At 47.7% G+C, this 15,654-nt stretch carries 15 protein-coding genes and 3 pseudogenes; 7 read left to right on the plus strand and 11 right to left on the minus strand.

The annotated features are described in order from the left end of the window. The first annotated feature begins 141 nt into the window (after positions 1–141). Positions 142–1,128, plus strand: coding sequence for a glycosyltransferase family 2 protein (locus C7387_RS08100; protein ID WP_120816454.1), 987 nt, complete (start codon positions 142–144; stop codon positions 1,126–1,128). Between the two features lie 239 nt (positions 1,129–1,367). Further along, positions 1,368–1,613 carry a hypothetical protein gene (locus C7387_RS08105; protein ID WP_134436728.1) on the plus strand — a complete coding sequence of 82 codons (246 nt, stop codon included), beginning with the start codon at positions 1,368–1,370 and terminating at the stop codon, positions 1,611–1,613. A 62-nt stretch (positions 1,614–1,675) separates the two neighbouring features. Here the strand turns inward: C7387_RS08105 and C7387_RS08110 are convergent, their stop codons facing one another. The 4 genes and pseudogenes from C7387_RS08110 to C7387_RS08125 form a co-directional block, all read right to left on the minus strand. Then, complete coding sequence (locus C7387_RS08110; protein ID WP_120816456.1) at positions 1,676–2,056, minus strand: VOC family protein; 381 nt, start codon at positions 2,054–2,056, stop codon at positions 1,676–1,678. A gap of 137 nt (positions 2,057–2,193) precedes the next feature. Next, entirely contained in the window at positions 2,194–3,126 is a 933-nt protein-coding gene (locus C7387_RS08115) for an aminoglycoside phosphotransferase family protein (RefSeq protein WP_244922354.1), read from the minus strand. Between the two features lie 89 nt (positions 3,127–3,215). Next, positions 3,216–3,905, minus strand: coding sequence for a VIT1/CCC1 transporter family protein (locus C7387_RS08120; RefSeq protein WP_120816458.1), 690 nt, complete (start codon positions 3,903–3,905; stop codon positions 3,216–3,218). A gap of 190 nt (positions 3,906–4,095) precedes the next feature. After that, positions 4,096–4,263 (minus strand): annotated as a pseudogene (locus C7387_RS08125) (isocitrate/isopropylmalate family dehydrogenase); the annotation flags it as partial. Between C7387_RS08125 and C7387_RS08130 the strand changes: the two are divergent. Beyond that, a pseudogene (locus tag C7387_RS08130) lies at positions 4,264–4,556 on the plus strand (SOS response-associated peptidase family protein); the annotation flags it as partial. A 318-nt stretch (positions 4,557–4,874) separates the two neighbouring features. On the opposite strand, the gene C7387_RS08140 reads toward C7387_RS08130, so the two are convergent. Next, the gene (locus tag C7387_RS08140) at positions 4,875–5,360 is read right to left on the minus strand and encodes a hypothetical protein (RefSeq protein ID WP_120816461.1); all 486 of its coding nucleotides are present in this window, start codon (positions 5,358–5,360) and stop codon (positions 4,875–4,877) included. Between the two features lie 415 nt (positions 5,361–5,775). Between C7387_RS08140 and C7387_RS08145 the strand changes: the two genes are divergently transcribed. The 4 genes and pseudogenes from C7387_RS08145 to C7387_RS08160 all read left to right on the plus strand — a co-directional run bounded on the left by C7387_RS08145 (position 5,776) and on the right by C7387_RS08160 (position 8,698). Next, on the plus strand, positions 5,776–6,129 hold the full coding sequence (locus C7387_RS08145; RefSeq protein ID WP_134436730.1) for a hypothetical protein: 354 nt from the start codon (positions 5,776–5,778) through the stop codon (positions 6,127–6,129). Between the two features lie 99 nt (positions 6,130–6,228). Next, positions 6,229–6,474: an excisionase gene (locus tag C7387_RS08150; protein WP_120816463.1), complete on the plus strand. Its 246-nt coding sequence runs from the start codon at positions 6,229–6,231 to the stop codon at positions 6,472–6,474. Then, positions 6,455–7,537 (plus strand): annotated as a pseudogene (locus C7387_RS08155) (phage integrase Arm DNA-binding domain-containing protein). The gene C7387_RS08150 and the pseudogene C7387_RS08155 overlap by 20 nt, the downstream one beginning before the upstream one ends. Before the next feature lie 153 nt (positions 7,538–7,690). Next, entirely contained in the window at positions 7,691–8,698 is a 1,008-nt protein-coding gene (locus tag C7387_RS08160; protein WP_120816464.1) for a DUF4238 domain-containing protein, read from the plus strand. 123 nt (positions 8,699–8,821) lie between these two features. On the opposite strand, the gene C7387_RS08165 is transcribed toward C7387_RS08160, so the two are convergent. The 6 genes from C7387_RS08165 to C7387_RS08190 all read right to left on the minus strand — a co-directional run bounded on the left by C7387_RS08165 (position 8,822) and on the right by C7387_RS08190 (position 15,621). Then, on the minus strand, positions 8,822–9,022 hold the full coding sequence (locus C7387_RS08165) for an isocitrate/isopropylmalate family dehydrogenase (protein WP_276329985.1): 201 nt from the start codon (positions 9,020–9,022) through the stop codon (positions 8,822–8,824). A gap of 261 nt (positions 9,023–9,283) precedes the next feature. Next, positions 9,284–9,661: a HumD family translesion DNA polymerase gene (locus C7387_RS08170; protein ID WP_120816465.1), complete on the minus strand. Its 378-nt coding sequence runs from the start codon at positions 9,659–9,661 to the stop codon at positions 9,284–9,286. A gap of 1 nt (position 9,662) precedes the next feature. After that, the gene (locus tag C7387_RS08175) at positions 9,663–9,902 is read right to left on the minus strand and encodes a DNA polymerase V (protein ID WP_120816466.1); all 240 of its coding nucleotides are present in this window, start codon (positions 9,900–9,902) and stop codon (positions 9,663–9,665) included. 228 nt (positions 9,903–10,130) lie between these two features. Then, complete coding sequence (locus tag C7387_RS08180) at positions 10,131–11,378, minus strand: tail fiber domain-containing protein (RefSeq protein ID WP_120816467.1); 1,248 nt, start codon at positions 11,376–11,378, stop codon at positions 10,131–10,133. An 82-nt stretch (positions 11,379–11,460) separates the two neighbouring features. After that, positions 11,461–12,396, minus strand: a complete 936-nt coding sequence (locus C7387_RS08185; RefSeq protein ID WP_134436732.1) for a DUF6453 family protein — start codon at positions 12,394–12,396, stop codon at positions 11,461–11,463. Between the two features lie 12 nt (positions 12,397–12,408). After that, positions 12,409–15,621, minus strand: a complete 3,213-nt coding sequence (locus C7387_RS08190; RefSeq protein WP_120816469.1) for a TipJ family phage tail tip protein — start codon at positions 15,619–15,621, stop codon at positions 12,409–12,411. Positions 15,622–15,654: the final 33 nt, after the last annotated feature.

Below are 15,654 nucleotides of genomic sequence, written 5' to 3' on the forward strand. Positions count from 1 at the left end.
CATCTTCCATCAATGTTTGAAATTGTCAGGTTGTAAACTTTCGTATCATATAATAATTTTTGGCATAAGACGTTTGTAAATCTGCTGTGTTCAGTGCATATTCCCTCTCGTTTCAACAAGCAGTATTTAGCGAGGGTTAACATGAGTGATATTATCTTAAGCATCATAATTTCGACACATAATCATGACCAGTATATTTACTCATCCTTAAACTCCGCATTGAAACAATGTGATGAAAGAATGGAGATTATCATTATTGATAATAACTCCTCCGACGGCACAATCCATGAGATACAAAGAGCACTCAAAAACAATAAAGGCAGCATTATAAAATTAACGGCCATTAATAAAGCATCAAGCACGGCCAAAATAAGAAATATTGGAATAGACAATGCCTCAGGAAAGTACCTGACTTTTCTTAACGGTGATGATTTGTGGCTTGATAACTTTATTGAAGTTATCATGCCTATTATGGAGCATGATGCTCCTGATCTGATTGATTTTGACTATATCAATTTTCGTAGTGAAGATACTGGATTACCTGCGCGAGCCTATATAACAGATTTACAGCAGAGCATCCATCATAATAACCCATTTATCTTACACCAACGCGTTGGCCATCCGCACAGGAATATATGGGGTCGAGTATTCAGAAAAGAAATGCTCGACAACTATCAAATGCATTCAGCAAACAGTTATGAAGATGTATTCCTTATCCTTTGGATATATCTAAAGTCCTGCAACACGATATCAATTAATTTTTCATTGTATTTGCACAGACTCAGTGAAAGTGACATCAAGCAAATAAGTCATATTGATACGATAACAATACTGACAGAGGCTATTGAGTATACGATGCGTGAGTTTGAATCACATAAAAACCATGTGGTCAGAGAGAAATTGCTAAGATTACTAATAGCCACCTATTTTATGGAAATCAAATCCGCACATAAAGAAATCAACGGATTTTATAACTATAATCCAAAAACATGTGACATTATTAAAAAATCATCAACCCTGGTCACGCATAACGAAGCTACACTCCCCCTTCGCCTGCACATGAAATATCCTGAGCTAGTGAAAACAACATCTGGTTTATTAAAATTATTAAAGATGCGGCATCGCTGATGATTTATTCTACTAACTGCGTTTTTCGTGGTGTAAACCGCTGCACATTGCCGCCGCCAATGCGTTAAATGCTGCACAGTGGTAACAATCAATAGAAAAATCCTTTCAACAACTCTAAAATCAATCGCTAATACTTAGTCAGAATCGTACACATCTCACAAGTGACAAGCCGCACTCAGAGCGCAATAATTACCCAATAACCCACACATGATGTCTGGGATAACTTATAGGGTTTGTTCGTGCTTAAAAACTTCTCTCGTCTTCGGATGGCTACGTTGTATACGGCCATGGGTTTATCTATTGTTTTTGCTGTCGTGTGGTTGGCATTACCGGGTATTGAGCTCAATGGCAGCTCACTTGATGCTATTCATCCTAAATGGGGTTTGTGGGGCGTATTTGTCATTCTGCTTTTTAAGCTGGACTGGGTGTGTGACAGGTTGGTCGCCGCACAGCAGAAAATTGATCAGTTGATAAAAGAACAATAGGTTCCTGCCAGCTAATTCCTTTCATTTCAGAAGCAAGCATAGCCATCGAAACTACACGCTGCTTACGGCTTATCATCAGGCTTATGGCAGACGGCTTCAATATTGTGGCCGTCAGGACCAATGACAAACGCAGCATAGTAGTGCTGATGGTATGCCGGGCGATAGCCAGGCTTACCATTGTCTGTTCCTCCCGCGGAAATTGCCGCACGCCAGAAATCATCCACCTGCTGATGGCTTTCAGCCACAAAGGCCAGATGCAGGTGTGCTGGTTTTTCGTCGCTGAGAAACAAACAAAGTGAAACATCACCCGCCGAACTGAGTTCGATACCATAAGAAGGATCACCTTCGGAAACAACGCTGATGCCCAACGGCGACAGTGAATTGATATAAAACTGCTTGCTGGCTTCGTAGTCACTGACACCCAGCTTTACATGATCAAACATACGCGCCCTCACGTGAATGCTACAGACGTGGTGGACCTCACGTTGAAATCACACCGCTTCGAAATCATTCTGCCCTGTCATTTTGGCAACGCTCAGACACCGCTAATGGCGAGGCAAGTCAAAGAATAATAGACGCATTATGGAAAATTCGTCACAGAGGGTTCAGGTGAGACTTTACTATATTCATCAAGAATATTTTCGAGTGTTCTGTGCGCCTGATTGGCTTCAACCGCGTTAGTCTGGTCAGACTTTAGCATAACGATCAATGCCTTCCATAGCGCCCATGACCGCGCCCGCGCCCATGTCCCGGGCTCGGGTGACAGCACATCGTGGAACACTTTCCTGCTATCAGAATCGAATAATGTCCAGGCAATAACGAGATCGCATGCAGGATCGCCAATACATAGTTGGCCAAAATCAATAACAGCATCCAGTCTATTATTGTTAACTAACAAGTTCCCTGCACTTATATCGCCATGAACCCAAACCGGCTGCCCCTCCCAGGGTTGAGAGCAGCCCAATTTCCATATTTCTGTTACCAGATTCGCATCGACCCTGTCTTTTAATGCTATGACCGCCTGCATTGTTTCAGAATCGTATACCGTGACAGGGCCGCCACGATAGAAGTTTTGGGGCCCTGCAGCAGGTCCCCCCTTTGGATCAATGGCCTGGAATGCAATAAGAAAATTTGCTAAATCTTTAGCAAGAATCTGGAGGTCTAATTCAGGCGAAGAGGCGACGGTTTCTCCCTCTATCCAGCGATAAATTGACCATTTCCAGGGATAATTCTCATCCGGCATCCCCATTGCCAAAGGGACAGGTATTTTGTTAGGTACCTGTGACGCAAGCTTTGGCAGCCACTTCTGCTCTTTCTCCACTTGATTCGCATAGTGTGCCGCACTCGGTAAACGCACGAGCATATCGGCGCCTAAATGGAAAGTCCTATTATCCCACCCACTCTTATCTACCGGACGAACAACGAGGTTTCGCCACTGTGGAAACTGGCTCGAGATAAGTTGGCAAACAAGCTTATGATTAATATCCATTTTGTCATATTCCAGATTGAACACTATTACATCAATTACCTTGAATTTTATTCCCGCTATCATAAACCATACGACAGGTTATTAACTCAAAACCCCAAGAATTAAACGGTATTTTAAAGCAGTGCCTGTCCGGCAAGATGACCGATTCCCATCGATAAAAGCATTGCCATGGTGCTCCAGAAAGTAATTCTGATAATCGCCCTGACGGGAGAGGCTTTGCTCACAACCGAAGATATATAGCCAAGTACAGCCAGTGAAACTAGTGTGGAAAGGATAATCAACAAAAGAACCAGTTTTGCAGGAGCCAGCCATGCAACGAGTAAAGGTAGCACCGCGCCGGCAGAGAAACTCAGTGCCGAAAAGATAGCCGCCTGCAGGGGTTGTGCCGAATTTGTCCCCGTTAGCCCCAGCTCTTCCCGGGCATGAGCGTCCAGGGCATCTTTCGCCATAAGCTGCTCAGCCACCTGCCGGGCAAGCGCTGGCTCCAGTCCACGTTGCATATAAAGTGAAGTCAGCTCACGCACTTCTCCCTGATAATCTGTTTCCAGTTCCCTCTTTTCCTGCGCGAGTGAAGCGCTTTCGGTATCAGCCTGAGATGAGACTGAAACATATTCCCCGGTTGCCATCGACATCGCGCCAGCAACGAGTCCGGCAACGCCTGCAAGTAACACACCCGAAGGGCCAGTATTCGCAGACGCAACGCCGAGTACAAGGCTCGCTGTCGACACAATACCGTCATTCGCCCCCAGCACGGCGGCTCTAAGCCACCCCACTCTTTCAATGCTGTGTCGTTCAAGATGCATGTTTTTATTTCCTTATGAGAATTAAGTCTATTTATTAATAGAACCTTAACGTCTCACCTGTAAACATACCGCGTGAAAGGAAGGAACATTTCTGAGGGAGATTTTGCTAACTCATTGTGATGACAGTGAATAAGAGAATAAAAAAACGGGAACCAACTGGTTCCCGTTCTTGTTTAACCCAGAATCTGGATTACATGTTTTCGATGATCGCGTCGCCAAACTCTGAACATTTCAGCAGCTTAGCGCCTTCCATCAGGCGTTCGAAATCGTAGGTTACGGTTTTCGCGTTGATGGCGCCGCTCATACCTTTAACGATGAGGTCAGCCGCTTCGGTCCAGCCCATGTGACGCAGCAGTAGATATTGACTCGTGAGGATTATCTTTCATACCTGACTGACGAAGCCGATCGATACATCGCCTACGACTCAGAGCCGATCGGTTGTTACAACGTTGCCCTGGCACCAAAGTTCTGATCCTGAGTAAACGTGACGAGCGGCTGCATATTGACCCTGAGTTCTGGGGGTATGCTCCAGGTTGGTGGGACAAGCCCGCTTTGATAAACGCATGAGTCGAAACCGCGGCAACAAGCCGCATGTTTAAACCGCTTTGGCAGCATGGCCGCGCTATTTGTTTTGCCGATTGCTGGTTTGAGTAGAAGAAGGAAGGCGACAAAAAACAGCCCTACTTCATATACCGAGCCGACGGTAGAGCTAATGGGCAGAAACCCCAGCGTCAGCCTCGCGAAGGATACTGATGATCTGTTCGTCGGAAAAACGCTTCTTCATGGGGATGTCCTCATGTGGCTTATGAAGACATTACTAACATTGCGGTGTATTAATCAACGGGGAGCAGGTCAGCAGGACGCCCACGAAGTAGCCGCCCGGGGCATATGAAGGCTGGGATGATTCGCAGGAAACAAAAAGCGCCCATAGGACGCTTCGCTCTTTAAAAGTGACGAACTAAAAGGACACTATTTAACCGCTATTTCTTTCTTAGCTATTGAGAAACTACTGAAGAGAAACAGGCAAACAAAAAGAAGCAGTCCTGATATTAAAAAACCCACATAAGCCTGCTGTACTTCAGCAACACTTTTTACCGAACCATGCCCTACAGTTAGATTGTCGTACAAAAGCGCACAAAACGTGCCCAATATTATATAACACAGGACTTCAAATGTTTTGGACAACCATGGGATATAGAGATTTGCCCCTACATCTAAAACAATCCTATTAGGCCTTATATATGAAAGCGCCCATATAGTGCAACTCATAAAAAACCATAGCCCAATAGTTAATAGCATTGGCATATCATGCGATTCGAAATTAAGTTTACCTAGCAGGAATGCATAAAAAATCACGCCTATTGTAGAGTAAATTGAACTAGACATGATGTTTCGCAGGCCGTTGTAATACCGCTCATTACTTTCAAATGGTATTTCTATTTTTTGTTTTCGCAACCAGAGCTCCTTAATTAAAATTTAGATTAAAATCCGGCTTAACTTAAAAACTGTAGATTATTGAAACAATTCAACACTTACATAATCACAAATAAATGTCTATCAAATGATGAATGTTACCGTTTTACTAAGCTCCTAACACCACGTATTTACTGAAAAGATACCCCAAATTTCAATCACCATCGGTTGAGGTATTTGTACACTCAAAATTTAGTGCCGTGCAGGGTGCAATAACATGGAGAAACTAATGATGACTAACCAGACAGCTTTTGCAGTAATGCAACCACGCATGACCAAGGATCAACTGCTTGATGCTGCCCGTAAGACCGCCCCACTTCTGCCAGTGGCTTCTTAATGTCTGATTAATGAACTGGCCAACCGCTTCGACGTAACCAGTGCTGCGCTGTGTAAATCAATGGAACAGCGTAAAACGCTGGCTACAGAGAATGCTCAGATGCTTCGCTTGCTGACTGATGTCAGTGAAAACCACGGTGAGTTCATTGGTGAAGCGGACGAGTACCTATACGCATCAGTGCCGATAGATTGCATGTCCGAAATTAACACGTACGTTTTCCGCGATGTGAATGCTGAAAATCCATTTATCGCAACGGATCGCTTCGTTGCCGAGATGAAAGCTCAGGGTGTGGACATGGCTATCGAGCACTTAACCAGTAAATTCATAGCCACAGGAAATATTGGCGTCCCACTTATGTCACTGGAGTGGTTGGCTAAGCAGCTACGCGAGGCGATAGAGGAACTAAAAAAGTAGATCGCTGAGAGGTCTGTGTTGAAGGCGCTCGTGGCGGGTATGGGACATGTATCTATAATTTTTAAGTCCGGGTGCAGCCGGGCCGTATGGTGATCAACCATGCTTCAGATGTTAGCCCTTGAAGAATGGCGAGCAGAGAAATACCGGAGCAATCCACCAAGTATGGAGACATTGCGCTGGTATGCGAAGCAAAGCATGTTCACCCCACCAGCTCGTAAAGAAGGACGATTCTGGCGAGTTAGAGAGGATGCCGAGTTAACCGAAAATATTGCTCAACCAGTGATCTGCAAGTCAGACTCACCTACACTTCAGAGGATATTATCTGATGGCTGCCAGACCACGTAAAAACAACGTTAGCATTCCTAACCTTTACCCGCTGTACAGCCGAAAGGTTAATAAAATTTATTAGCGTTACAAACACCCTGTTACCGGAAAATTTCATTCCTTGGGTACAGATGAGAAAGAAGCCATGGAAATCGCTACTGAGGCTAATTCTCGCCTTGCAGAGCAACGAACCCGCCAAATTCCGGCGGTTAGCGATCGTATAGCTACTAACAAGGACAAAGCAATAACGGCGAGTACATGGCTTGATCGTTACTGGAACATTCAGGAAGAAATGTTTGCATCTGGTGATATAAAGCTGAACACGTTTAAGCAGAAAGCAAAACCTGCTGCATTGCTGAGAGAGCGTGTAGGCATGAAGCCACTTCCTTCAGTAAACGTTCGCGACATTGCAGTAATTCAGGAAGAATATGTTTCCGCAGGCCAGGCGCGAATGGCTCAGGTTATCTGTTCAGTTCTGATCGACGTGTTCAAAGAAGCGCAGCATTATGGCGAAGTCCCTCCTGGTTATAATCCGGCCCTTGCGACCAAGCAACCACGGCGCCGTATCGAACGCCAGCGTCTTAACCTTGAGGAATGGCAGAAGATCTTCGACATTGCTGATGCTAATCAAAGGTACATGGGGAACGCAATGCTACTTGCTCTTGTTACAGGTCAGCGTCTTGGTGACATTTCGGACATGAAGTTCAGCGATATATGGGACGATCATCTGCATATTGAGCAGGAGAAAACGGGAAGTAAAATTGCGATCCCTCTATCTCTCAGACTAAATGCCATTAATTGGAGTCTGCGGGATGTTGTAGCTCGGTACCGTGATTATGCAGTAAGTCCTAACCTAGTTCACTTCTTCCAGGCTACTTCGCAAGCGGAACGTGGTGCACAGGTAAAATCCAACACCCTCACTACAAACTTCAGCAAGGCACGTGATAAAGCAGAGATCAATTGGGGGGATGGAACACCAGCTACATTCCACGAACAGCGTTCCTTGGCGGAACGCCTTTATGAGGTTCAAGGTGTATATACCCAGAAATTACTGGGACATAAATCACCGAATCAGACAGCTTGATACCATCATGACCGAGGGAAAGGATGGACAACCATTGTAATTTAGTTAAAAAAGCACTTATGCTTCATCTCGAGATTGACATGAATAATTTCACTCTGACAATAACTATCGGATTTAGAAATTTCGATATTGTTAATTTAAGCGGAACACACTATGAAAGATAAAAATTTACTACACACGGATGTTGTAAGACAGCATACGGTTCCTAAATTCCTCCTTCAAAACTTTATCATACACAATGAGAAACGGAAAAAAGACGGGCAAGTATTTTCATTCAATAAGCAATCTCGTAGAATTATGAAAATGAGCATTAACGATGCAACAGTTCATAAAAAATTTTACAATCTTCACGAGCATCCAACTATAGTAAGCATTGAGTCATTACTGGCTATTTATGAAACCAAAGCTGGTTCAGTAATTAAAAATATTATATCGACCAAGGACGTTAATACACTATCAAAAGAAGAACGGAAATATTTATCAAGGTTTGTTGCAGTACAATATCTTCGTTCCCGAGGTGAGTATGAAAATCAGAAACATATAGCTCAGGAATTATACTCCAAGTTAACATCAAGGGGCTTGACTAACGATAAACTGGAAAATTATTTTGATGAAGGTAGCTTCGAAAAAAATAGTAAAGGTAACTTTCTAAGTCAGATTGTAAATTGTGATTTAGAAACAGCCATAATTAATGAAAAAGATTGGATACTGTTCGAAACAACAGTAGATAATCCATTCTTCATATCTGACAACCCAGTTACGATGTACAACGACACTAACTTCAAAGATAGGAGCAATACTGGGATAGCGTTAGTTGGAGTACAGATTTACCTCCCATTATCACCAACATTAACAATTGCCATGGTTTGCCCATCCTTAAAAAAACCGTTACTTGATGAGCGAGATTTCATTTATAAATGTATTACGAACAAAATTGGTGGCAGTGATTTAAATATCTTTGATAGATTAGACTTCTTGAAATCCATTCTGGATACACGACTAGTAAAAATCGAAGATTGGCGGCTAAATCACTTGAATAATTTACAGCTCTGGCGAGCTGAGCAATTCATATTCAGTCAGAAGGATGATTTTGAAAGGATAAAAATTCTTGTTGATGATCATGCAGAATTGTCACGTGGCCCCCGTTCTGTTGTCATCTGAGTAACGATAAGTGTTTAGCCAAAAAGAATAGGTTTTTGATAATTTATTTTGATAACCGTTAGCAAGCTAAAATAAATCAACGGGAGTGTTGACCTCCCGTTGATTTTTTAACAATTACCGCAATTACATGTTTTCGATGATAGCGTCGCCAAACTCTGAACATTTCAGCAGTTTAGCGCCTTCCATCAGACGTTCGAAATCGTAGGTCACGGTTTTCGCGTTGATGGCGCCGCTCATGCCTTTAACGATGAGGTCTGCCGCTTCGGTCCAGCCCATGTGACGCAGCATTAGATTTGAGACCAGAGCATAACTAATTGACTCAATTGCACTTAAACTATTTTTTAGCTATTGAAAGTCCGTTTTCATCGCTCAGCTAACATCATGAATTTCAAAAATTATTTTTGAGTTTTGATAACCACTTTTTCCAGAAAAACACGCTTCTGGACTGGTTTTCGAGACCGCCCGCATTATTCAATAAATCAGCCATTTAGCCGTTTTACTTGGAATAAATGGTTAAAAACCATACACGAAAAATCAATAATATACGTTGAATTTTCGATGAATATTCCAAGGGTTTTTCAGTGTCTACATAACCGGACAGTCATCGAATTCAGCTGAACGGGTATCGTTGATGCTGTAGGTCACGACACCAAAAACACCATCGTCATCGCCTTCTGGTAATGGCTGACGAACTGCTGGATTATCCAGGCTTTCAAGACAGCGAAGTGGTGAAAGACGCAGTCGTTTTAAAACAAACTCCCCGGCAAGCGAGCACACCACAATCGAACCATCAAAGGCTGTTGCTGCGCGATCTACAACCAGTAAAGCGCCCTGCAGTATTCCAGCACGCCAGTACGTTTGTCCTGAGCGCATGAAGAACGTGGCCGCCGGTCGATGGATAAGTTCCTGATCAAGAGAAATTGAACGCTCGATGTAATCTGCAGCTGGTGATTGAAACGCCATCTTACAACCCCCCGTTTGGGTTAAACACCATGAAGATCCTGCTCTCCCCTTCCTGTTGTGAAATATCCCTGAATGTACACACGCTCGCTTCAATCCACTGATTTGCCTGTCTCAGTGAGTAGTTCCAGTTTCGTTTTGCCAGTTCCTCGACAAAACGCTCAGTGGTCACCGTCTGACGTCCGTTAGGTTCCCGCTCAATAGCTGCACGGAATGCGGTCTCGATTTCATAGTAACGCGGCATGGGATGCTCTCCACATTAACTGTATGTATATACAGCATGACTATCTTGTGATCGATTCAAGCTACCGCCCTGATGGATGGCTATTGCCTTACCTTAAAAATGGGGTAATCACCTAACAAGGAAGGAGAAAAAAATCCAAGATTTAATGCTAATATTTTCCGGGTTGCCTATGGCATGAACACCTAGCAACTGCCGCAGCCCTTTCTTGCATACGAAGGGCTGCGGCTTTTAACTCCCTGGCTGAGACGGCATAGTTTCCACGACTGGATCATCCTGTTTAACTAAAGACTTAATTTCCGCGATGCGCTTACGGCATGCTGTCGGATCATCAAGAGCTAACTCAACCAAGCTGAAAAGCTCCTTAATCGCCTCGGTGTGGTACGCCGCAGAAACGCCAGTGGTGTCCAGGTACTTAAAGTCTGTAATCACCTCGCCGTCGCTGAACTCGCGATCACCATAGGTTTTGATTGCCTCCGGACACCACAGCTCAACGTCCTGGGCGATAAGACCAACGGCACGCCCACCATCTTTAATGTCATAGGCCATACCGCGAAAACTCAGCACTGCTGATAACGGATTCTCTACAGTGACCAGCTTTGATTTGTGTCGAATATCAGAACCATTAATCCACTGGCCACCGGAGGCGTTACCGTCATTATTGAAATTCCACTCTTTAGATGCCCCGGTGCTGGAACCATTAAAATAGATGCCATAGGAGATAGTCCCATAGCCAGCGTTACGTTTAACCCCCACCAGCCAGCCGTCGGCATACCACTGATAAAGCGTATAGTTAGCGTAGCCTCCAGATTGCGGATTTTCTGCTGTGATGATAACAACATCATTACTGTTGGAACCATCTGGCCTGGAGGGGTCTCTGAATCCCTTGACCCTGACAGCCTTCATGCCGTTTAACGAGGTAATCCCCGTAAAATCAAAATTCCCCGACGCTGTTCCGCCTGACTTATCCAGTTTTTTACTTAACTCTGAAGCGTCTGCTTTTTTCGCCAGTTCCGTTGCATCAGCCTTTTTCGACAACGCATCGTTTACGTCTTGTGTATTCGCCTTCCCATTCAGCGCAGTGGTCAGATACATCCAGCTCGGGCCGGAATATTTCGAACCGTCCGGAAGGGTCACGGTGATGTTGCCAGCGGCACTGAATACCTGCTGCCAGTTCTGCTTATCATAGTTCAGGCCACGCAGCGCCTCTGCGCTCTGTGCCACCAGCGCAGCGGTGACCATGTTCAGCGCCACGCGAGGAATCGCGGACCAGGCTGCACCGGTCTGTGACGGTCCGGTGAAGTTACTGACCAGCGTCAGAGCATTATTGCTGTCGACCAACTTCACCGGCAGCGTATAGGGGATACCGCCAACGGTGACCAGAATAAAGTCCCCTCCCGCCAGCTCCGTGGAAAATGTGGTTCCCTGCCCCGCTACTGAGGCCGAATTATTTGTCAGGGTTAACGTTCCTGCAGACATGATCACTCCTGCTCTCAGGCAATAAAAAACCCCGCCGGAGCAGGGTTTATCTGTGGATATGGATACGATTGATGCGAATGAATCAGTAAAAGTTGGATATCAGTGGGAGAGGAATTGCTGTGGTCGTGTTTTTATACATAGGGTATTTATCCGGCCAGTTAGAATGGAGGGTTGAATTTAGCGCCCGAACGCTGTTGCCGATCCTCTCAATGCCCTTCACCCGGACATTACAATAACCACCGCCAATCGTCGTCTGTACGCCAGTCGATGCCAGAGCAACCATATTGTTGCCGATATCGGTGTACCCGTCGGAGACGTTCCAGTTTCCGCTGATAATGAACGGTTTTCGTGACGTCGAGAATGTACACTGACCGGAAGCATTGAAGAAGTTCAGACCGGTACCGGGAACCGGCGGCGACTGCTGGAAAATCGCAATCCTCAGATTGATATTTGCCGGGTTGTTGGCGTTGTTATCCATCGGATAGTAAGCATGAATCTGGCCACCGTCATAGTAAACCGCCACGTTCGCGGCATTCCATGTTGCAAATATGAGTCCCTGTGCCGGAGGCGTCACCGAGCCGTTCACGTTAATATCCCCGGAGTAAACACACGTCATTACGTTGGCGTTTGATCTGATTGACGCAAAGTCCGTTGAGTTTTCGATGAGAAGGCCAACGTTATTGCCAGCCGACGCCGCCGGGAGCATTTCAAAGATGTAGGAACGATAGGTCACCGTTCGTCGATCAGTGGTTTCGCTAAGAAATCTCAGCGTGCCGTCTCCGTTATCAACAAACCCGCTCATTGCCCACCAGTAAGGAAGATACGTCCCCCCCACCCATGATACGACCACCGGCGTCAACGGGATAACAAACACCTGAGAACCCGGCGTTTTGTTGATACTCACCGTGTCGTAGGCGATGACTTCATTAGTGGCACCGGAGTAAGACGGGCAGCGCATACCGGCGACAATATGCATTGGCCGCCCGTCATTGAGGTCAATAAGTAATCCTGCTGGCATAAATCCTCTTGTTTACCAGACGCCAAGAACAATCCTTCCTCCGCCCGGCAGAGCAAGGTTGAAGCCATTCCCGTTAATGGTGACGCCTGCACCGGCGTTGGTTAGGCCGAATTTACCGTCTACGGCGTACAGGCTCCCCCTTGCCACAATATTATTGAATTCAGAGTTACCACCTTTATCTACCCGCCATCCAGCAGAACCAGCCACATAGTTATTCGACTGAATAAAATTCCCGATTTTGGCATTGGTGATCGTGCCATCCTGGATAAAGGCAGAACTCATGAAGACCTGGCCGTTGATGACAGCAAACGGTGAGTACTGTGTATCACCGCTGCCGCTCATCAGCACAAACTGGTTAGCATTGAACCCGACGCGGGTGACGACGGGTTTCCCGGCCTCGGCCAGCACCGCAATACTCATCCCGGCGTTGTACATTATGCCGTTAATGCGCACGCCTGCTTTCAGAGTATGAATAGCCGTAACGCCAGTGGCATCCACCGTGGCGGTCAGCTTGTCTTCCAGCGTGGCGGTCACGTCCTCGATTTGCGCCTGTACCGTCGTTGACAGCTCGGCCAGCGCTTTATCAACCTCCGCGACGGTGGTTTTAACCACCAGAATATCTGCCCTGACCTCGCCATACTGCTGGTACTGGTGTTCAACGGTCCCGTGGTTGGCCAGCGCGTTCTGCAGGATCCCTTCAATGTTGGTATCGATATCGCCCGTCAGGCGGTCACCGTCAGCCGACGTCAGGAAGTCATCAGCCAGATCGCCCAGGTAATCATCCGCGTTATCGTTCGCCATGCCCCGGATCCAGTCTGTGAAACCAGACTCGTTGCCCGACTTATCGACCAGCTGCGCGCGGTACCAGAACTCCTGCCCCGCTTTCAGCCCGAACTGGATGTACTCGGATGAGGGATAAGGAACGTCGCTGAGCAGCATAGGGGATGAAAAATCCGCGTTCGCCGAATACTGGATCTCCGTTTTCAGCGTGTCACCGGTGTTCGCCGGGAAATCCCAGTTCAGGCGGATCCCCCAGTTAATGCCGGTCGTGGCAAAGCCTACCGGTTTCGGCGGATTACCCACCTTGCCCGTCAGCGTTTTTTCCGGTGAGTATCCCCAGCCGCTGGAAATCTCCGCCGCGTTTATCGCCCGCACCCGCACCAGATATCGTCCAGAGTAAATTGATGGCACCTCAAACGACGTGGTGGAGCTGCGCGGCACGTTTACCCAGTTGCCGTCATTGCGGCGCCACTGCGCCTCGTAGGAGATGGCGTTCGCCGCGCTGTCCCAGGTCACCCGCATCGTTTCTAAGCTCATCCCCTGACTGATGACGGAATAGCTGTCGATAACGATATTCGCCGGAGCCAGCTGGCTGCCGGGCGGCACAACCGAAATCGGCCGCTGGTCGATAATGGCGCCGGTATCAATGCGGGCGTATTTATCGGGATCGTGAAACGCCCCGGAAATGGTAAAAGTCGCGTCGCCGTTATCCGTCACGCTGATCACCCGATACTGCTGCGCGTACAGCTCATCGGACTCCACCACCCAGACACATTCTGATTCCGGCGTTTCCGTGTAGGTGGTCGTCAGCGTGACCTTCTCGCCGTTCACTGCCTGAATCGTCCGGCTCTGCGCGGCGCCGGAGGGCAGATTGACAATCAGCCTGTCCCCGGGCTTCGCATCTGCCACCCGGTCAAGCTCGATCACCCTGCCATTCACGGCGTGGATACGGCCGCCGGTGACCTTCCCGGAGAGCATTTCATCCGCCACGGCGATGATGTAGCCCGGCTGCGGGATATTGCCATCGAGCCCCACGGAGAACGTCACCACCCGGTCCTTGTTGTTGGTGAAAATACCCCAGCGCCCTTTGCGGTTCGCCTCGGACTGCCGGGTGCAGCCGATGGCGGTCACCTCAAGCTGGTTAAACCCAAAGCGTGCCACCAGCGGCTGCTCAAATACCGGCTCCATCGCATCCGCATAGGCGTTACCCGGATCTGACCAGGACACCAGCGCCGTGGTATAGCGCGTTTTTGTGGTGCTGCTGGAATAGGTAAATTTCCCGTCGACGGCGTTGGCGCGGGTGTAGCTGTAATCGATATCCCGCGGCATATCCGCAAGACATACAATTTGATCGCCGCCCCAGTAGGTCATCCCCCGGAATATTGCGGCGAAGTCGCGCAGTACGGTGTAGGCATCGTTCCGGCTCTGCACGTAGACGTTGCAGATATAGCGCGGCTCCGTACCGCTGCCGCCACGGCCGTCGGGTACCAGTTGATCACAATACTGCGCCACCTGATAAAGCGACCATTTGTCGATGTTAGCGGCCGTAAGGCGATTACCCAGGCCAAACCGATCGCTGATAACCAGATCGTAAAAAACCCACGCCGGGTTATCCGTCCACGCCCATTTAAACGCGCCGGTCCAGGTTCCGGAGTAGGTACGCGTCTCCGGGTCGTAGGTATCAGGAACGCGGATCACCCGACCGCGCGGCTCGCAGGATATCTGCGGGATGGAGCCATTAAACTGACTCGAGTCAAACTCAATGTAGAGCAGCGCGGTATTGGGATAACGTAATTTGGCGTCAATCACCTCGGTATAGCTTTCCAGAGTCATCCGATCGCCAATCTTCGCGCTGTTGGCGTCCTGCGTGAGTTTACGAAGACGAAGGGTCCAGGTGCTGGCCGCCTGCGGCAAATCAATACGGTGGCTGCGCTCATAGCCCGAGGTCGTTTTGCCGGTCACGCTGGTGTTCAGCACCTGCAGCCACGTCCCGCCGTCCGTCTGCAGGTCGATGGCGTAGTTCACCGAGTACCCGACCAGATCGCCGTCGTCCTGCTGGTTGAACAGCTGCGGCCACTTGATACGCAGCCGCACCGCGGATATCTGCGTATTGGTATAGGTATGGGTCCAGGCGGTACTGCTCTTAATTTCGGTGCCCACGCTGATTTCGTTTTCAGAACCCGGTATCCCCTGGATGTATGTCTGAGCCTGCGTACCGGCACGAAACTCCCACGCTACCCCACTGAAATTTTGAGAGCCGTCGGCATTCTCCAGCGGGGTGCCATCCAGATAAATATCCTTACCCGTCAGACCACCGCTTAACTCTCCCTCAGCCAGGGCAATCAGCAGTTTTGCTTTGGCAATCGACTGCAGGTCGTCGGGTTGTTCAGTAGGTGTGCGGGCGCTGGAGCCACCGCCCTTGTTTCCTTTGATATCGCTGGTCATATTTCACCCATAAAAAAACCACCCGAAGGTGGC

This window comes from Yokenella regensburgei, from assembly GCF_003634235.1.
Taxonomy (GTDB): domain Bacteria; phylum Pseudomonadota; class Gammaproteobacteria; order Enterobacterales; family Enterobacteriaceae; genus Yokenella; species Yokenella regensburgei.